Annotated in this window: 14 protein-coding genes; 9 read left to right on the forward strand and 5 right to left on the reverse strand. The window is 71.3% G+C overall.

Annotated elements, in window-relative coordinates:
• Together AC07OY_RS28280 and AC07OY_RS28285 are read left to right on the forward strand one after the other, a co-directional pair.
• A partial coding sequence (locus tag AC07OY_RS28280; RefSeq protein WP_495045945.1) for a hypothetical protein occupies positions 1-640 on the forward strand: 640 nt, incomplete at its 5' end.
• Between the two features lie 27 nt (positions 641-667).
• Positions 668-1,636, forward strand: a complete 969-nt coding sequence (locus AC07OY_RS28285) for a peptidylprolyl isomerase (protein WP_495045946.1) — start codon at positions 668-670, stop codon at positions 1,634-1,636.
• On the opposite strand, the gene feoB is transcribed toward AC07OY_RS28285, so the two are convergent.
• The 5 genes from feoB to AC07OY_RS28310 form a co-directional block, all read right to left on the reverse strand.
• The gene (feoB, locus tag AC07OY_RS28290; RefSeq protein WP_495045947.1) at positions 1,621-3,492 is read right to left on the reverse strand and encodes a ferrous iron transporter B; all 1,872 of its coding nucleotides are present in this window, start codon (positions 3,490-3,492) and stop codon (positions 1,621-1,623) included. The two genes, AC07OY_RS28285 and feoB, sit on opposite strands and share 16 nt — an antisense overlap.
• Positions 3,489-3,743 (reverse strand): FeoA family protein, encoded by a 255-nt coding sequence (locus AC07OY_RS28295; protein WP_495045948.1) that lies wholly within the window; start codon positions 3,741-3,743, stop codon positions 3,489-3,491. Before AC07OY_RS28295 ends, feoB begins: the two co-directional genes overlap by 4 nt.
• A 91-nt stretch (positions 3,744-3,834) precedes the next feature.
• Positions 3,835-7,599: a response regulator gene (locus tag AC07OY_RS28300; RefSeq protein WP_495045949.1), complete on the reverse strand. Its 3,765-nt coding sequence runs from the start codon at positions 7,597-7,599 to the stop codon at positions 3,835-3,837.
• A complete protein-coding gene (locus AC07OY_RS28305; protein WP_495045950.1) occupies positions 7,596-8,840 on the reverse strand; it encodes an urea ABC transporter substrate-binding protein in 1,245 nt (414 codons plus the stop codon). Before AC07OY_RS28305 ends, AC07OY_RS28300 begins: the two co-directional genes overlap by 4 nt.
• Positions 8,841-8,843: 3 nt before the next feature.
• Complete coding sequence (locus AC07OY_RS28310) at positions 8,844-10,010, reverse strand: response regulator (protein ID WP_495045951.1); 1,167 nt, start codon at positions 10,008-10,010, stop codon at positions 8,844-8,846.
• A gap of 140 nt (positions 10,011-10,150) precedes the next feature.
• Between AC07OY_RS28310 and AC07OY_RS28315 the strand changes: the two genes are divergently transcribed.
• From AC07OY_RS28315 to AC07OY_RS28345, 7 genes are read left to right on the forward strand one after another with little or no spacing between them, the layout of a single operon-like run.
• Positions 10,151-12,460 carry a hybrid sensor histidine kinase/response regulator gene (locus tag AC07OY_RS28315; protein ID WP_495045952.1) on the forward strand — a complete coding sequence of 770 codons (2,310 nt, stop codon included), beginning with the start codon at positions 10,151-10,153 and terminating at the stop codon, positions 12,458-12,460.
• Positions 12,457-14,481, forward strand: a complete 2,025-nt coding sequence (locus AC07OY_RS28320; protein WP_495045953.1) for an ATP-binding response regulator — start codon at positions 12,457-12,459, stop codon at positions 14,479-14,481. Before AC07OY_RS28315 ends, AC07OY_RS28320 begins: the two co-directional genes overlap by 4 nt.
• Positions 14,478-15,599 (forward strand): HD-GYP domain-containing protein, encoded by a 1,122-nt coding sequence (locus AC07OY_RS28325; RefSeq protein WP_495045954.1) that lies wholly within the window; start codon positions 14,478-14,480, stop codon positions 15,597-15,599. The genes AC07OY_RS28320 and AC07OY_RS28325 overlap by 4 nt, the downstream gene beginning before the upstream one ends.
• Before the next feature lie 13 nt (positions 15,600-15,612).
• Positions 15,613-16,350 carry a sulfurtransferase gene (locus AC07OY_RS28330; RefSeq protein WP_495045955.1) on the forward strand — a complete coding sequence of 246 codons (738 nt, stop codon included), beginning with the start codon at positions 15,613-15,615 and terminating at the stop codon, positions 16,348-16,350.
• Positions 16,347-17,303: an alpha/beta fold hydrolase gene (locus AC07OY_RS28335; protein ID WP_495045956.1), complete on the forward strand. Its 957-nt coding sequence runs from the start codon at positions 16,347-16,349 to the stop codon at positions 17,301-17,303. Before AC07OY_RS28330 ends, AC07OY_RS28335 begins: the two co-directional genes overlap by 4 nt.
• A gap of 19 nt (positions 17,304-17,322) precedes the next feature.
• Entirely contained in the window at positions 17,323-18,108 is a 786-nt protein-coding gene (locus AC07OY_RS28340; protein ID WP_495045957.1) for an ABC transporter substrate-binding protein, read from the forward strand.
• Entirely contained in the window at positions 18,108-18,893 is a 786-nt protein-coding gene (locus AC07OY_RS28345; protein WP_495045958.1) for a transporter substrate-binding domain-containing protein, read from the forward strand. Before AC07OY_RS28340 ends, AC07OY_RS28345 begins: the two co-directional genes overlap by 1 nt.
• The last annotated feature ends 16 nt before the right edge of the window (positions 18,894-18,909 follow it).

Below are 18,909 nucleotides of genomic sequence, written 5' to 3' on the forward strand. Positions count from 1 at the left end.
CCTGCGCAGCAGCGTGCAGGCCGCCCTGGCCCGGCCGGCCGAGGGCGGGCGCCTCTATGCCCGCGCGCTGGCCCGCCGCTGCGCCGACCTGGCCGGCCTGCAGCCGCCCGCCACGCCCGACGTCAACGATGCCCGCCACCAGCGCGCCGTCGCCCGCCAGGCGGCCCTGGCCGCCGGCTGCAGCCAGTTCGCCAACGGCGAGTGGCTGGCCCTGGTCAATGTCGCAGCCGACGAGCACCCCGCCGGCGACCCGCTGCTGGCCCTGCAGCAGTCCGACCTCGATGACAGGGCCCTGCTGAGCGCGGTGCTGGCCCGTCCCGATGCGCTGCTGCTCGACGAACTCGGCGAGCGCCTGCTGCTGCGCCGCATCGAAGGCGAGCCGCGGCTGTTCTTCGACGGCCAGCGTTTCGACACCGACACCGAGCGCGCCACCGCCCAGGCCGCGCTGCGCCTGCTGCCCTGCCACTTCGGCCTCGCCTGCGATGAGCGCGACCCCGAAGTCTGGCTGAGCTGCCTGCGCGGCGACGGCTGTGCGGCCTCGCGTGTCGAGCGGGAGACGTCGCAGGCACAGGCGCTGGCAGTACGCCTGGCCGGCGCACTGCGCGCCGGCGAACTGGGGCGTTTCCTGCCGCCCTCCTGAGGCTCGCCGCCGTTAAGCTGCGCGCCCATGAAACATCTCGCCCTCGCGCTGGCCACCGCCGGCCTGCTGTCCTCGGCCCTGGCCGCCCCCAAGGCGGCGCCCAAAGCGGCTCCCAAGGCGGCGCCCAAATCCGGGGCCCTCAAGATGACGGCCCAGCAGATCCTGGCCGCCTCGCCCGCCGGCGACTGGCGCGGCCTCGATCCCGAGAACACGCTGCTGATGGACCTGGCCTCGGGCCAGGTCATCATCGAGCTGGCGCCCCGCTTCGCGCCCGCCCATGCGGCCAATATCCGCGCCCTGGCCCGTGGCGGCTACTGGGACGGCCTGGCCATCCTGCGCGTGCAGGACAACTTCGTCACCCAATGGGGCGACCCCGATGGCGAGGATGCCGCCAAGGCCAAACCGCTGCCGGCCGGCGCTTCGCCCAAGCTGCCCGCCGAGTTCTCGGTGTCGCTGGACAAGATCGGCAAGGAAGCCGGCTTTGCCAAGCTGCCGGACGTGGAAGGCTGGGCGCCCCGCACCGGTTTCGCGGGCGGCATGCCGGTCGCTGCCGACCCCAAGACCGGCAAGGCTTGGCTGGCCCATTGCTATGGCGTCGTCGGCGCCGGCCGCAGCGATGCGGTCGACTCCAGCAACGGCACCGAGCTCTATGTCGTCATCGGCCAGGCGCCGCGCGGCCTGGACCTGAACATCACGACGGTCGGCCGCGTGCTCAAGGGCATGGAGCTGTTGTCCGCCCTGCCGCGCGGCACGGCGGCCATGGGCTTCTACGACAAGCCCGAGCAGCGCACCGGCATCCAGCGCATCCGCCTGCTGGCCGAAGTGCCAGCCGAGGAACGCCCGGCCCTGCAGGTGCTGAAGACCGAGTCCAGCACCTGGACCCAGCTGCTGGACGCCCGCCGCTACCGTGGCGGCTGGTTCGTGCACAGCCCCGGCTACATCGACGTCTGCAGCGCCTCGGTACCCACGAGGCCGACGCCTCAGGCGCCCAAGTAGAGCGCCACGCGGTAGGTGATGAAGGAGGCCAGGTAGGCCAGGCCGAACAGATAGCCCGTGATGATCAGCGGCAGCCTGTAGCCGCCGGTCTCGCGCTTCACGGCCGCCAGCGTCGCGATGCACTGCGGCGCGAACACATACCAGGCCAGCAGGGACAGGGCCGTCGCCAGGCTCCAGCTCTGGGCGATCAGCGGCGTCAGGGCCTGGGCGGCGTCGTCGCCGGTGGCGGACAGCGCATACACCGTGCCCAGGGCGCCGACGGCCACTTCGCGGGCCGCCAGGCCCGGCACCAGCGCCAGGCTGATCTGCCAGTTGAAGCCGATGGGCTCGAAGATGGTGGCCAGGCCCGCGCCGAGGTAGCCGGCGATGCTGTACTGGATGGGGGCGCCGGTCGCGCCTTCCGGCGGCGACGGGAAGCTGGAGAGCAGCCACAGCGCCAGCGTCAGCAGCAGGATGATGCCGCCCACGCGCTTGACGAAGACGACGGCGCGCTGCCACAGGCCGATGGCGATGGAGCGCGGATGCGGCCAGTGGTAGCTCGGCAGCTCCATCATCAGCGGGCGCACCAGGCGGCCCGTGCTGGTGAAGCGCTTCAGCACCCAGGCCACGGCCATGGCGCCGATGATGCCGGCCACGTAGAGCCCGAACAGCACCAGGCCCTGCAGCTCGAAGCCGCCTACCTCGCGGTTGGGGATGAAGGCGCCGATCAGCAGCGCATACACCGGCAGCCGCGCCGAGCAGGTCATCAGCGGCGCGATCATGATGGTGACGAGACGGTCGCGCGGATTGGCGATGGAGCGCGTGGCCATGATGCCGGGGATGGCGCAGGCGAAGCTGGACAGCAGCGGGATGAAGCTGCGCCCCGACAGGCCGACGCTGCCCATCAGCCGGTCCAGCAGCAGGGCCGCGCGCGGCAGATAGCCCGACTCCTCCAGCACGAGGATGAAGAAGAACAGGATCAGGATCTGCGGCAGGAAGACCAGCACACCGCCGGCGCCGGCGATGACGCCGTCGACGATGAGGCTGTGGAACCAGCCCGCCGGGATGAAGTTGCCGACCTGGGTGCCCAGCCAGGCCATGCCGTCCTCGATGAGGGCCTTGGGCGGCTCGGCCCAGGAGAACACGCCCTGGAACAGCAGGAAGAGCAGCACCGCCAGGATGATGGAGCCGGCCACCGGATGCAGCAGCACGCGGTCGACGCGGTCGCTGGGCAGGGTGGGCAGTTCGTCGTCCAGGTGCAGGGCGCGCAGCCAGGTCTTGACGGTGACGTGATCGTCGACCTGCTGCTCGCCGGCCACGGCGACGGCGGCGCCCTCCCAGACCTCGGGCTTGTCGAGCACGGCGCGCAGCTCGTCCAGCCCTTCCTTGTGGATGGCGACGGTGCGCACCACCGGCACGCCGAGCTGGGCCGACAGCGCGGCGGCATCGACCTTGAGGCCGCGGCGCGCGGCCAGGTCGGCCATGTTCAGCGCGGCGACGACGGGCAGGCCCAGGCGGCGTACGGCCAGCAGCAGGCGCAGGTTGCGGCGCAGATTGGTGGCGTCCAGCACCATGACGACGAGGTCGGGCCGCTTCTCGCCCTTGGCGCGGCCGGCCAGCACGTCGCAGGTGACGCGCTCATCGGGCGAACGCGGATGCAGGCTGTAGGTGCCGGGCAGGTCCAGCAGGCGCAGCGCCTTGCCGGCGCCCAAGATGAGGCGCCCTTCCTTGCGCTCGACGGTGACGCCGGCGTAGTTGGCGACCTTCTGATGGCTGCCGGTCAGGCCGTTGAACAGGGCCGTCTTGCCGCAATTGGGATTGCCGACCAGGGCGACCAGCCGGCCGCCCTTGTGTACATGGATGACGGACTCGCTCATCGCGGCTTCACCGCGATGCATTCGGCCTCGGCATGGCGCAGCGCGAACGTCGACTGCCCGACGCGCACGACCAGATTGCCCGTGCCCTGGGCGCCGCGGCGCAGCACGCGCACCGCTTCGCCTGGCAGGAAGCCCAGGTCGGCCAGCCAGCCTGCCCATTCCGGCGAATGCGCGGGCGCACTGACCTGCTGGACGGTCAGCGCCTGCCCGGCAGGGGCGGCGGCGAGGCTGGAGGGCAGCGGCTCGGACATGGGAGCGGGCTCGACGGGCGAGTCGATTGGATGAGAATGATTCTCATTGTACGCAGGCCCATCGCTCTCCCGCCGGGAAGCGGGCTTTGCGTCACCTCGGGTTGAGCTGGTCCAGCAGCTGGTCGCAGGCCTTCAGGGCCTTGGCGAAGTCCAGCCGGGCCACGGCCGCTGACAGCTGGGCCAGTTCGGCACCCAGGCCGCCGGCCTGCTGGGCGGCCAGTTCCTCGCAGACCGAGACCGAGCGCATATTGCGCTCCACCAGCAGCTGGCGCAGGCGGCGCAGCGCTTCAAGAGGCTCGTCGGCTGTCGCGGCGACGGGCGGTGGCGGCGGGCTGGGCGCCGCCAGGGCCGACAGCGCGGCCAGGCTGGCGTCGAGCAGGCCCTGCAGGCCGGCCACGTCGACGGCGGCCGCATCGCCGCCCTCGCGCAAGGCCAGCTCCTGCCGCCCGGCCAGCGCGGCCAGGGCCGTGGCGCCGATGGCCCCGGCGAGGCCGCGCAAGGTGTGCAAGGCGCGTGTCGCGTCGGCCGGAGCCGGCTGCTGCAGATGGCGCTTCAGGGCCTCCAGCTCGGCGGGGCCGTCCTGCGCAAAAGACCGGGCCAGGCGTTCGTACAGGGCCGTGCGGCCGCCCAGGCGCTGCAGGGCCGCCTCGCGCTCCAGCAGGGGCACGGCCGGCGGCGATGGCGCCGGCCGCAGCGGCAGCGGCCCAACATGGCGGAGCAGGCAGGCGACGAGTTGCTCCAGGTCGACGGGCTTGGCGACGTGGTCGCGCATGCCGGCGGCCAGGCAGGCCTGACGGTCCGACTCCATGGCATTGGCGGTCATCGCGATGATGAGCGTTCCCGGCCGGCGCGCGAGGATGCGCTGCGTGGCCTCGAAGCCGTCGATGTCGGGCATCTGCAGGTCCATCAGCACGGCATCGAAGGGCGGCTCGGCGACCTGGGCCAGATGCGCACCCTCGACGCCGCCACCGGCCACCGTCACGAGTGCGCCCTCGCCGTCCAGCAGTTCCTGGCCGACCTGCTGGTTGAAGCTGTTGTCCTCGACCAGCAGCAGCCGCATGCCTTGCAGCCGGCGCGCGGCGCTCGCATGCGGCAGGGGCGCCGGCTGGCCGCGCGTGGCCTCGGCGACGGCGTCGTGCAGCATCGAGGCCGTCACCGGCTTGACGAGATAGCCGCCCAGGCTCTGGATGTCCTGCTCGCTGCGCTCGGCCAGCAGCTCGCGGCCATGGGCCGTGACCATGATGATGACGGGCGCGTCGGATTCGTGGCTGTCGCGGATGCGGCGCGAGGTCTCCCAGCCGTCCAGCCCGGGCATGCGCCAGTCCATCAGGATGAGTTGATAGTGCGGTTCGCCGCCCTCGGCCGCCTCGTGCACCAGGGCCAGGGCCTGTTCGCCGCTGGCCGCCATGTCGCAGTCCCAGCCCAGGCTGGCGCCTATGCCCTGCAGCACCTCGCGGGCCATGGGGTTGTCGTCGACGATGAGGACCTTGAGGCCGCGCTGGGCCGTGTCGGCCTCGCCGCTGTCGGCCGGCGCGGCCTCCATCAGCAGATCGAAATGGAAGCGGCTGCCCTCGCCGACGCGGCTGTCCACGCGCAGCTCGCCGCCCATCAGCGCGACCAGGCGCCGGCTGATGGCCAGGCCCAGGCCGGTGCCGCCGTAGCGGCGCGAGGTCGATTGCTCGGCCTGGCTGAAGCCGACGAAGATGTGCTCGAGCTTGTCCGCCGGGATGCCGATGCCGGTGTCGCGCACCTCGAAGCGCAGCCAGGACTTGCCACCCTCCTCCCGCAGCAGGGTCAGGCCCAGCACGACCTCGCCGCGCTCGGTGAACTTCAGCGCGTTGCCGGCCAGGTTGAGCAGCACCTGGCGCAGGCGCGTCGCGTCGCCGATCAGGGCGGCCGGCAGGCGCGGGTCGAGGCGGAACAGCACCTCGATGTCCTTGGCGCCGACATTGGCCGACAGGATGACGGCCAGCTCGCGCATGAAGTCGCTGAGCTCGAAGCGGTGCGGGTCCAGCTCCATCTTGCCGGCCTCGACCTTGGAGAAGTCCAGCACGTCGTTGATGACGGCCAGCAGGGCCTGGGCCGCCGTGCGGGCCTTGCTCGCATAGTCGAGCTGGCGCGGCGCGAGCTCGGTGCGCAGCAGCAGATTGAGCATGCCCAGGGCCCCGCTCATCGGCGTGCGGATCTCGTGGCTCATGTTGGCGAGGAAGTCGCTCTTGGCCTGGCTGGCCGCTTCGGCCGCGACGCGGGCGCGCACCAGGTCGACCTCGGCGCGATGGCGCTCGGTCACGTCGATGAGCATCTGCACGACGTTGACGAGGCGGCCGCGCCGGTCGCGGATGGCACTGGCGCTGGCGTCGACAAAGAGCTCGCCGCCGCCCGGCAGCGCAAAGCCGCGCTCGAAGCGCACATGGTCCAGCCGTGCCGTGGCCAGGCGCGCCAGCTCGCTGCCCAGCACGCGCCCGGCGCGGAAGTCCGGCAGGTCGGCCAGCTTGGCGCCGCGCAGTTCGCCTGCCTCGCGGCAGAGCATGGCCGTCAGCGCGGTGTTGACGTCGAGGATGACGCCCTGGGCATCACACAGCGCGATGCCGACCTGGGCACGCTCGAAGACGCCGCGAAAACGCTGCTCGCTGTCGTTCAGGGCGCGCGTGCGCTGCTCGACGCGGGCCTCCAGCAGCTGGCGCTCGACGACAAGCTGCTCGGTCATGTGGTTGAAGCCCTGGGCCAGCTCGCGGAACTCGCGGAAGCCGCAGACCGGCGCGCGCTCGTCGAGCTTGCCGCCGGCGATGCGGCCGACGGCCCGGTTCAGCAACTCGACGGGTTCGACAAGGCGCCGTCCCAGCAGCAGGCCCAGCCCCAGGGCCAGCAGCAGGCCCAGGCCCAGGGCGATGAAGAGGCGGTCGCGCAGCTCGCGAACCGGCGCAAAGGCCTCGGCCGAGTCGATGTTGACGGAGATGCCCCAGTCCAGCGCCGGCAGATGGCGCCAGGAGGCGACGACGGGCACGCCGGAATAGTCCCGCGTCTCGCCGCTGCCGCTGTCGCCGCGCAGGCCGCGCACGGCCGGCGGCAGGTCAGGCGCGCTCAGGTCGATGGCGCCGCTCAAAGTCTGGGAGGGCGGGCGCTTGAGGTCGTTGATGAAGACGGCACGCTCGCCCTCGCGCTGCACCAGCACGGTCTCGCCGCTCAGCGCGAGGCCAGAGCGCTCGGTCGCCACGCGCTGCAGCCGCTGCAGGTCGAGCTGCAGCACGACGCTGCCCAGCACGCGGTCGCCGTCGACCACGGGGTGGACGAGAAAGAGCGTCGCGCCCCCGTCCCCGCTCAGGCGCTGGACGGTCGTCAGCTGCGGGTCGAGCTGGCCGATGGCACGGCGATGGGCCTGCAGCAGCTCGCTGCCCTCGAAGGCACCGCCGTCCAGGCGCGCCAGTTCCAGGCTGGAGCCGGCCGGCGCCTTCATCGCGAAGCTGATGCGGCCGTCGGGCTGGGCCAGCAGCAGGTTCTGGTACTTGCCGCTGTCATACAGGCGTTCGTAGAAGCCGCGGCTGCCTGCCGACACGCGCGTCGCGACGGCATCGCCGCGCTGCACGAGCAGCTCGCGCGTGTCGCCGGACTGGGCCACGAGGCGGCCGTCGACCTCGACCTCGTTGAGGTACTCGTTGATCTCGTTGACCTTCTTGCGCGAGATGGCCACCAGGCCCTCGGTCACCGTCTCGCGCAGGCTGGACTCGAAGCTGGCGAGCTGCCAGGTCCCCAGCACGCCCAACGGCAGCAGGGACAGCAGCACCATGCCCATCAGCAGGGCCGGGCCGACCGGCCAGGCGCGCCGCGGCGAGACCTCGGCCTCGACGACGGCGCTCAAGGCTTCACCTCGGTGCGCGGCATCACGGCCATCCAGTGCTCGGCCGAGCGGAAGGTCGGCCAGGGCTCGGGCTTGATGTAGCGCGGCAGCCGGTAGACCTCGCTGAGCTGGCCGCCGGGCTTGACCTGGGCGATGCGCAGCTGGCGCCACAGATGCCGGCTCTGGCTGTCCACCGCCGCGAAGCCCTGCGGCGCCGGCACCGTCTGCTGCAGCACATTGGCGTTCACCGCGTCGGTCTGCGGGCTGCCGACCTCGCGTACCGCGGCGGCCCAGAGCTGCACGGCGACATAGGCCGACACCGCCGGGTCGCTGGCCTGGACCGCCTCCCCCTGGCTGCGCCTCAGCCGGGCGAGAAAATTCTCGTTGACCGGCCCGGGCTGGGACTGCAGATAGCTCCAGGCCGTGAAATGGCGATCCAGCCGGCCGCCTTCATAGGCCAGCATCTCGGGCTCGGCGGCACTGAAGGACAGCAGCGGCAGATCGGTCAGGCCGGCCGCCACCAGGGCGTCGAACAAGGCCCGGTTGCTGTCGCCGCTGATGGTGCTGAGGACGACGTCGGGCTGCAGCTTCTGCAGATCGTCCAGCACCGCCGCGACATCGCGGCCGCCCAGCGGCACATAGCGCTCGCCCAGCACCTCGCCGCCGCCCAGCAGGATGAAGTCGCGCAGCACGGCATGCACCCGGCGCTGGTAGGGGCCGTCGGTGCCGACCATGTAGATGCGCCGGCCGAAGCCATGCATGGCCCAGTCGGTGGCGGGCAGCAGCTGCTGGTTGGGGGTCGGGCCGGTGTAGATGATGTGGCCCGACTGCTCCATGCCCTCATAGGCCATGGGATAGAACAGCAGGTGGCGGTGGGTCTCGACGACGGGCTTGACGGCCTGGCGGCAGACCGACGACCAGCAGCCGAACAGGGCCACCGCGCGCTCGGTGCTGATGAGGCGTTCGGCCGCCGCCGCCGCGATGCGGGGATCGGAGCGCGAATCCTCGATCTTCAGCTCGATGCGGCGCCCCTGCAGGCCGCCGGCGGCATTGATCTCCTCCACGGCCAGCTTGACGGTGGCCACCAGGGGCGCCTCGCTGGTCGCCATCGGGCCGCTGAGGGCCTGCAGCAGGCCGATGACGATGGGGCCGCGCGCGGCTTCGGGCGAGGGGCGTTGCAGCAGATACAGGCCCAGAGCCAGCGCCAGCACCAGCAGCAGCCCCCCCAGCAGCGCCAATCGGGCCCGCAGAGGCTCCAGCATGTATCAGCCCGCCGCGCGCCGCGCCTCGGGCGAAATCAGCGGCAGGGTCAGCCTGGCCGTCGTGCCCACGCCGGGCGTGGATTCGACCTGGATCTGCCCGCCGAGCGCGAAGGTGACCAGATTGCGCACGATGTACAGGCCCGGCTCGCTGCGGTTGGGCCCGAAGCGGGTCGAGAAGAAGGGATCGAAGACGCGGCCCAGCATGCCGGGCGGGATGCCGACGCCATGGTCCTGCACGGTGACGGTGAGCTGGTCGTTGCCCAGCGGGCGCACGCGCAGATGCACCTCGCCGCCGGCCTCGCGATAGGCATGCTTGACGGCGTTCTGGATCAGCGTGGACAGCACCTTGGCCAGCGCGCCGCGAAAGCTCAGCAGGTGCAGGTCGTCGCCGGCATCGAGCTCGCAGCGCACCTGGTGGGCCTCCAGCGCCGGCGCCAGGCCCGCGACCACCTCGTGAACCAGCTCCAGCAGCGAGAAGCTGCGCCGCTGGTCGCCGAAGTTGTCGGCCGTGGACTGCAGGAAGGAGTCGACGATGGACAGGGTGCGCTGCAGATTGGACAGCACCAGGCCGACGCTCTCCTCGCTGACGCGCAGATGCTTGTCGAGGTCGCTGCGCTTGATGTTGCCCTGGTGGGTCAGGCCGCGCAGATGGGTCAGGTCGTCCTGCAGCGTGCAGGCCGAGATCAGCGCATTGCCCAGCGGCGAACTGAGCTCCTGGGCGATGCCGGAGATGGTGCGGCCGACCGAGGCCAGCTTGTCGCGCTGGAAGAGCTCGATCTGCGAGCGCGCAAAGCTCTCGGACGCCAGCTTGAGGGCGAGCTGGGTGCGCACCCGCGCCTTGACGACGACATCGACGAAGGGCTTGGGGATGTAGTCGACGGCGCCGTGGGCAAAGCCCTGGGCCTCGTCGTCGGCGCTGCCCTGCACGGTCACGAAGATGACGGGCACGCTGCGCGTGCGCGGGTCGGCCTTGAGGCGGTCGCAGACCTCGTAGCCGCTCATCTCGGGCATCAGCACATCGAGCAGGATGAGGTCGGGCAGCTGCTGGGCGCAGAAGGCCAGGGCCTCGGCGCCGCTGGTGGCCATGGACACCTCGCATTCGTCCACCAGCAACTGGTAGAGCGCATGGATGTTGCTCGGCTGGTCGTCGACTACGAGGATGAGCGGCATGGCGGATCAGAATAACCGCTGCACCCTGCTGGAGACCAGTGCCATGCCCTGGGCTTTCCCCAGGGCGGCGGCGTGGATTCCGTCGCACATTTCGCGCATGGCGCCCTTTCATAATCGGCCCGTACCCACGCGATCGTTCCATGCCCCCGCGCAAGCTCACGCTCGGTCTTCTCTGGCTTGCCATGGCGGCACTGCTGGCCCTCCTCGCTCTGCTCTGGAAGCTGCGCGGCGCGGGCGGCGCGGCCATCGACGCCGCCTTGGTGATTAATGCCCTTTTGCTGCCCCTGCCGCCCCTGTGCGTGTTCGCGTTGCGCCGCAACGTCGATGCAGTGAAGGCCCACAAGGCCGCCACCGAAGCCAAGACCCGCTTCCTGGCCCAGATCAGCCACGAGATCCGCACGCCGATGAACACGGTCATGGGCATGACCCAACTGGCCCTGCAGACCCAGCTCACGCCCGAGCAGCGCGACCTGCTGACCAAGGCCGACGCGGCCTCGCGCACCCTGCTCAGCCTCGTCAACGACGTGCTGGACGTCTCCAAGATCGAGGCCGGCCACATGGAGATCGAGTCCCAGCCGCTGCGCCTGGAGGACGTCGTCGGCCAGGCCATGGAGCTGGTGCGGCCGGTGCATGCCAACCCCGCCGTCGCACTGATCTGCGACTGGGCCGACGCCAGCCTGCTGGGCCCGCGCGGCCAGCTGCGCGGCGATGCGCTGCGCCTGCAGCAGGTGCTGGTCAACCTGCTGTCCAACGCCATCAAGTTCACGCCCTCGGGCCAGGTCTTGCTGCGCCTGGCCGCGGCCCCCACCGACGAGCAGGGCCGCGTGCCGCTGATGCTGACGGTGCAGGACAGCGGCATCGGCATGAGCGCCGAGCAGCTCGAGGGCCTGTTCCGCGAGTTCCGGCAAGGCGACGTCTCCGTGTCGCGCCTGTATGGCGGCACCGGCCTGGGTCTGGCCATCGCCCGCCGCCTCGTCGAGCTGATGGGCGGCTCGCTGGATGTGCAGAGCGCTCCCGGCCGCGGCAGCAGCTTCGACATCCGCCTGCCCCTGCCGCTGGATGCCACGGCCAGCGCACCCGCGCCGCTGAAGGCCCAGCGCCTGCTGCTGGCCAAGGGCCGGCCCGAGGGCCGCGAGGCGACCCTCGCCCTGCTGCGCCATCTCGGCCTTGGCGCCGGCGTCGCCGCCAGCACGGATGCCGCCAGCACCCTGGCCGCCCTGGTCGGTGCCCGCGAAGCCGGCAAGCCCTTCGAGTGGCTGCTGCTCGATTGGCAACTGCCCGGCCCCGGCGCCACCGGTGCCGAACTGCTGGCGCAGCTGCGCCGCGACCACCCGGCCCTGCGCATCGCCGTGCTGAGCCCGCCGGGTGCCGACGACGGCCCGGCGCAGGCGCGCAGCTTCGGGGCCCGGGCCCTCTGTCCCAAGCCCCTGCTGCCCGGCGACCTGCGCCGCCTGCTGGACGATGCGCCGTCCGAGCGCGGCATCGGGGTCGACACCCAGTCTCTGGCCGGCCTGCGCGTGCTCCTGGTCGAGGACCATCCCGTCAACCAGGAGATCGCGCTGCGCCTGCTGAGCAGCCGTGGCGCCCAGGTCGACGTCGCCGGCAACGGCCAGGAAGGCCTGGAGCGCCTGCTGGCCCGCGGCCCGACCGCCTATGACCTCGTGCTGATGGACCTGCAGATGCCGGTGCTCGACGGGCTGAGCGCCACGCGCCGGCTGCGCGAACTGCCCGAGTTCGACGCCCTGCCCGTGCTGGCCATGACGGCCCATGCCCTGGCCGAGGAGCGCGCCCAGTGCACGGCCGCCGGCATGCAGGGCCATATCGCCAAGCCGCTGGACGTCGCCCGGCTGGTGCGCGAGCTGCAGCGCTACCGCCCGCCCCCGGCAGCGCAGCCGCCGCGCCCCACGCTGGACCTGCAGACCGGCCTGCGCCAGTTCGACGGCCAATCAGCCCTGTACCGCCGCACGCTGCAGGGCTTTGCCGACCAGTACGCCCCCGGCCTGGCCGGCTGGTCCGACTGGCTGGCCAGCGGCGCCTGGACCGAACTGCGCCGCGCCGCCCACACCCTGCAGGGCCTGGCCGCGACGCTGGGGGCCCAGCCCCTGCACCACGCCGCCCTGGCCCTGGAGCGCAGCGCCGCCATCGCCGACGCCGAGGGCGCGCAAGGGCATCTCGACCGCGTCGCCCCGGCCCTGGAGCTGCTGCAGGCCGAGATCCACGCCGCCCTGGCCCGCAGCTGGGATGTCGCCCCGGCACCGCGCGCCAGCGGGCCGGGCGACGTCGCCGAACTGCACCAGCTGCTGGCCCACAGCGACAGCCGCGCGCTGGACTGGTGGCAGGCCCATGGCGCCCACAGCGGCCTGGCGCCCGAGCTGCACCAGCGCCTGGACCGGGCCCTCGCCGCCCTCGACTTCGACGCCGCGGCTGTCGCGCTGAAGGGCAAGGCTTGAAGTCCCCGGTCATCGTCGTCCTCGGCCCCGTCGGCACGCGCTGGCTCTTCAAGGTCATCGTCGCCTCGGCGCTGTTCGCCTGGGCCAGCGAGGCCTGGCTCGGTGTCATCGAGCCCAGCGACCGCATCGCCTATCCCCTGATCGCGACGGCCTTCTCCGCGCTGGCCCTGCTGGTCTGGCGCCTGCCGCAGCGGCTGCGCGTCTGGCAGCGCACCGGCGTCACGCTGCTGGCCCTGTATTTCTCGCTGACCATGCTGGTCTTCACGCTCCGGCCGGACCCGGGGCCCAGCCTCTACACGCTGGGCAGCTTCACCCCCTGGGCCATGGGCGGCAGCCTGCTGCTGTTCACGACCTGGCGGGCGCGCGAGGCCCTGCTGATCTCCCTGAGCCTGCTGGCCGTCATGCTGGCACCGCCGCTGCTGCTGCGCTTCTTCGGCACGCCGCCGCAATGGCTGATGGACGGCTGGCCGCTGATCGCCAACCTCGGCCTGTGCCAGACCATGTTCTGCATCGCGCTGTGGGGCCTGTCGCGCCAGATCGGACGCCTGACCCAGCTGGCCCCGGTCTCGGGCGGCCTGGCCACGGCCGAGGACCTCATCAAGGCCCGCCTGGCCGAGCTGGAGCGCTCGAACGCCGCCGCCGAGGCGGCTTCGCGCGCCAAGTCCGACTTCCTGGCCAATATCGGCCACGAGATCCGCACGCCGATGAACACCGTGCTCGGCCTGACCCGGCTGCTGCTGGAGGGCCGGCTGCACGCCGAGCAGCGCGGCCGCCTGCAGGAGGTGGCCAAGGCCGGCGAGTCCCTGGTCAAGCTCATCGACGGCCTGCTGGACTATGCCGACCTCGACGCCGGCCGCATGCAGCTGGCCACCGAGCCGCTGCAGCTGGAGCCGCTGCTGGCCAGCGCCTTCGACGCCGTGCGGCCGGCCGCCCAGGCCAAGCAGCTGGAACTGATCTGCGACATTGCCTCGCCCGAACTGCTGGGCGCGGCCGGCGCCCGCCGCGGCGACGCGGTACGCCTGACCCAGCTCCTCACCGAGCTGCTCGTCAATGCCGTCAAGTTCACGCCGGCCGGCCAGGTCAAGCTCAGCGCGTCGGTGGATGCCGCCGGCGGCTGGCTGCTGCGCGTGCGCGACAGCGGGCTGGGCATGGCGCCCGAGCAGCTGGCACGGTTGTTCACGCCCTTCGCCCAGGCCGAGGCCAGCGCCACCCGGCGCTTCGGCGGCACCGGCCTGGGCCTGGCCATCTGCCGCGCCCTGGCCGAACGCATGGGCGGCACGCTGACGGCCCGCAGCGCCCCCGGCCGCGGCAGCGAGTTCGAACTGAGCCTGCCGCCATCGCCCTGCCCCGAACTGGCCCCGCCGCCGGTGCCGCCACCGCGCCGCGTGCTGGTGGTGCAGGCCGCCCACAGCGGCGGCCACGAGACGCTGATCGCGCTGCTGAAGGCCCTGGCCCCGAGCAGCCGCATCGACCTGCTGGCCCAGGGCCGCCAGGCCCTGGCCCGCCTCGTCGCCGTGCCGGCCAGCCAGCCCTATGACCTGCTGCTGATCGACTGGGTGCTGCCCGACATGGAGGGCAGCGAGCTGCTGGCCAGCCTGAAGGAAAGCGGCCCGCCACGGGCCCGCCGCACCGTGCTGCTGAGCGCCTTCGACACGCCGGTGCTGCGCGATCGCGCGCTGCGCCTGGGGGCCGAGGCCCTGTGCGCCAAGCCCCTGCTGCCCCATATGCTGCGCCGCCTGATGGACCTGGAGCGCCCGCTCCCCGTCGACCTGCCGCTGTCCGAGGTCGTGGACCCGACCAACACTGGCGCCGACCCCACGACGCTGATGAGCGAGCTGGACACCCTGCTGGGCGAGGCCGACAGCAATGCGCTGACGCTGTACGAACAGCATGAATCGGCCTTCATCGAGATGCTGCCGGCGCCGCAGGCCAAGGCGCTGGCCGGCGCCATGCAACGCTTCGACTTCGACGAGGCCCAGGCCGCGCTGCGCGGCAAAAGCAAGGAGGCGAGCAAGCCATGACCCTGATGCCGCCCGAAATCGCCGCCGCGCCTGCCGCCATGACCCAGGCCACGGTGCTGGTCGTCGACGACACCCCGGCCAATCTGACCCTGCTGGCCCAGGTGCTCAAGCCCGACTACCGCGTGCAGCTGGCCGTCAGCGGCGCCAAGGCGCTGGAGATCTGCCGCCGCCAGCCGCCCGACCTCATCGTGCTCGACGTGATGATGCCGGAGATGGATGGCTACGAGGTCTGCCGTCAGCTGAAAAGCGACCCGGCGACGCGCCGCGTGCCCGTCATCTTCCTGACCGCCCTGACCCGGCCCGAGGACGAGAGCGCCGGCTTCCAGGCCGGCGGCGCCGACTTCATCCACAAGCCCTTCAACCCGGCCACCGTGCTGGCCCGGGTGCGCACCCACCTGCAGCTCAAGCTGGCCGAGGACCATCTGCTGCGCCACAACGCCCAGCTGAGCGGCGAGCTGGAGGCGCGCCGGGTCGAGGTCGAGCGGCTGCGCGACACCACCCTGTTCGTCATGGTCGGCCTGGCCGAGTTCCGCGATGCCGACACCGGCAACCACATCCAGCGCACCCAGGAATACGTGCGCACGCTGGCGCAGTGGATCGCCGCCCAGCCCGATGGCCCCGCCGACCTGACGGCCGAGGCCATCGACGAGCTCGCCAAGGCCGCCCCCCTGCACGACATCGGCAAGGTGGCCATCCCCGACGGCATCCTGCTCAAGCCGGGCAAGCTGTCGGCCGACGAATGGCAGGTCATGAAGACCCACGCCGAGCATGGCGCCGACCTGCTGCAGCGCGCCATCGACAAGCTCGGCGAGGACGCCGGGCCCATGCTGACCTTCGGCAAGCAGATCGCCCGCCATCACCACGAGAAATGGGACGGCAGCGGCTACCCCGACGGCCTGGCCGGCGAGGCCATCCCGCTGTCGGCCCGGCTGATGGCGGTGGCCGATGTCTATGACGCGCTGATCAGCGTGCGCCCCTACAAGCAGGCCATGAGCCACGACGAGGCCCTGGCCTTCATCCGCGGCGGCAGCGGCAGCCATTTCGACCCCCGCATCGTCGACGCGTTGAACGCCTGCCTGGACGAAGTGCGCGGCATTGCCTCTCGATGGGCGGATTGATAATCGCGGACCCATGCAGTCCGGCCCCACCCTCAATATCTCCTGCTACCTCTTCGTCTCGCTGACCGACACGGCAGCGCTGCGCGACCGCCTCGAAGCCCGGGCGCAAGCCCTGGACCTCAAGGGCACCGTGCTGATCGCCGAGGAGGGCATCAACCTCTTCCTGGCCGGCCCGGCCGACGCCGTCAACTCCTGGGTGACGGAGCTGCGCAGCGACCCGCGCTTCGCCGCGCTGGTACCCAAGGAAAGCTGGAGCGAGGTGCAGCCTTTCCAGCGGCTCAAGGTCAAGGTCAAGCCCGAGATCATCCGCATGAACCGGCCTGCCGTGCGCCCCGACCAGGCCCCGCGCGCCCCCGCGCTGGCCCCGGCGACGCTGCTGCGCTGGCTGGACCAGGGCCATGACGACGAGGGCCGCGAGGTCGTCATGCTGGACACGCGCAACGGCTTCGAGGTGGACGAGGGCGCGTTTGACGGGGCCATCGACTGGCGGCTGCACAAGTTCAGCGACTTCCCCGGCGCCCTGGCCGCCCATCGCGACGAACTCGTCGGCAAGGCGGTGGTGAGCTATTGCACCGGCGGCATCCGCTGCGAGAAGGCCGCCATGGTGCTGGAGGAGCAGGGCCTGACGGCCTGGCAGCTGGACGGCGGCATCCTCAAGTACTTCGAGGACACCGGCGGCAAGCACTACCACGGCAACTGCTTCGTCTTCGACGATCGCCGAGGCGTCAACGCCGATTTAAGCCCCAAATGAGCAGCCGATTCGGTGATTTCGCGCTGAAGGCCCTCGGCATCCTGCTGATGCTGGCCGCCCTCGGCTTTGCCATCAGCAAGGCCCCCGACCGCTCGCTGGAAAGCCTGGTGCCACGCTGGGCGCCGCCGCCGTCGGACTTCGTCGACATCGACGGCCTGCTGGTGCACTACCGCGACCAGGGCCCCAGCAGCGACCCGGTGCCCATCGTGCTGATCCACGGGACAAGCGCCAGCCTGCACACCTGGGAGGGCTGGGTGACCGAACTGAGCGCCACCCGGCGCGTCATCAGCTTCGACCTGCCCGGCTTCGGCCTGACCGGGCCGAATGCCGACCACGACTACAGCGACGCCCGCTACGTCGCCTTCGTGCGCCAGTTCCTCACCCGGCTGGGCGTCGGCCGCGCCATCATCGGCGGCAATTCCCTGGGCGGCGAGATCGCCTGGCAGGTGGCCCTGGCCGAACCGGCGCGCGTGGCCGGCCTCGTGCTGGTCGACGCCGCCGGCTTCGACTTCGTGCCCGAGTCCCTGCCGCTGGGCTTTGCCATCGCCCGCATCCCGGTGCTGCGCGAGCCCATGCGCTGGGTGCTGCCCCGCCGCGCCATCGAGGACAGCGTGCTCAACGTCTACGGTGACAAGAGCCGCGTCACCGCCGCCCTGGTGGACCGCTACTACGAACTGGCGTTGCGCGAAGGCAACCGTGTCGCCTTGATGAGGCGCATGGACCAGCTCGCGCCCGGCCCCTACCAGCGCCTGCCCGAGATCAAGGTGCCCACCCTCATCCTCTGGGGCGAACGCGATCGGCTCATCCCCCTGCGCTGGGGCCGCGAGTTCGAGAAGGCCATCCCGGGCAGCCGATTGGTGGTTTTCCCGACCCTAGGCCATGTGCCGCAGGAGGAGGACCCGGCTGCTACCCTTGCGGCCTTGCGCGACTGGCTACCTCAAGTCCAACCTTGATCCCCACGAAGGACCCCTCATGAAGACCCGCCTCCTTGCCCTGGCCCTGCTGGCCGCCAGCAGCCTGGCCAATGCTCAGGCCCCCGAATGGAAGAAGCTGCGCATCGGCGTCGAAGGTGCCTACCCGCCCTTCTCCGAGATCGGCCCCGACGGCAAGCTCAAGGGCTTCGAGATCGAGCTGGTGCAGGCCTATTGCGCCGAGATGAAGGCCCAGTGCACCCTGGTGCAGCAGGACTTCGACGGCCTGATCCCGGCCCTGCAGTCGCGCAAGGTCGACGCCATCTTCGCCAGCGTCTCCATCACCGAGGAGCGCCAGAAGGTCATCGCCTTCTCCAAGCCCTACTACAACACCCCGGCCCGCCTCATCGCCAAGGCCGGCGTGAAACTGGACCCGACGGCTACCGGCCTGAAGGGCAAGAAGATCGGCGTGCAGCGCGGCACGACGCATGAGACCTATGCCGCCGCCACCTTCAAGCAGAGCGAGATCGTGCGCTACGGCAGCCAGGACCAGGTCTTCCTGGACCTGAAGAGCGGCCGCATCGACGCCACGCTGATGGATTCGCCCGCCGGCGATTTCGGCTTCCTGAAGAAGCCCGAGGGCAAGGGTTTCGCCTTCTCCGGCCCGGCCATCATGGACGACAAGGTCTTCGGCGTCGGCACCGGTGTCGGCATGCGCAAGGCCGACGAGGCGACGCTGGGCAAGAAGTTCAACGCCGCCATCGAGGCCGTGCAGGCCAACGGCACCTTCAAGAAGCTGGCCGACAAATACTTCGACTACGACATCGCACCGCGCACCAAGCAGTGATGCGACGCCGCGAAGCCCTGGCCTCGGCCTTCTCGCTGGCCATCGCCGGACCGGTGGTGGCGCAGGCGCAGCAGCGCCTGCGCATCGGCTTCGCCGTCGGCTATGCCCCTTTCAGCGAGATCGGCACCGACGGCCAGCTCAAGGGCTTCGAGATCGACGTCGCCCAGGCCCTGTGCGCCAAGCTGGGCGTGCAATACACGCCCGTCATCCTGGAGTTCGACGGCCTGATCCCGGCGCTGCAGTCGCGCAAGATCGACGCCATCATGGCCTCGATGTCCATCACGCCCGAGCGCCAGCAGGTCATCGCCTTCTCCTCGCCCTACTACTTCTCGCCGGCCCGCATGGTCATGCGCGGCGACGCGGGCACGGACGTCAGCCCGGCCGGCATGAAGGGCAAGCGCGTCGGCGTGGAGAGGGGCACCATCCACGAACGCTTCCTGGCCGAGCAGTTCAAGGGCATCCAACTGGTGCGTTATGCCACCCAGGACCAGGCCTTCCTGGACCTCAGGTCCGGCCGCCTGGATGCCACCCTGGTGGACGCCGTCATCGCGCAGTTCGGCTTCCTCAACCATGCCGACGGCCGCGGCTTCGGCTTCGTCGGGCCCGACTTCGCGCGGGACCAGCGCTACTACGGCAAGGGCATAGGCCTGGGCCTGCGCAAGGCCGAGGTGGCCACGCTGGGCCAGCGCGTCGACGAGGCGCTGGCCGCGCTGCGCAGCAACGGCACGCTCAAGACCCTCAACGACCGCTATTTCAGCTTCGACCTCGTGAACCCGCCACGCTGAGCGCGGCCTCTCTCTC

The organism is Roseateles sp. GW821-FHT09H10, assembly GCF_059415865.1.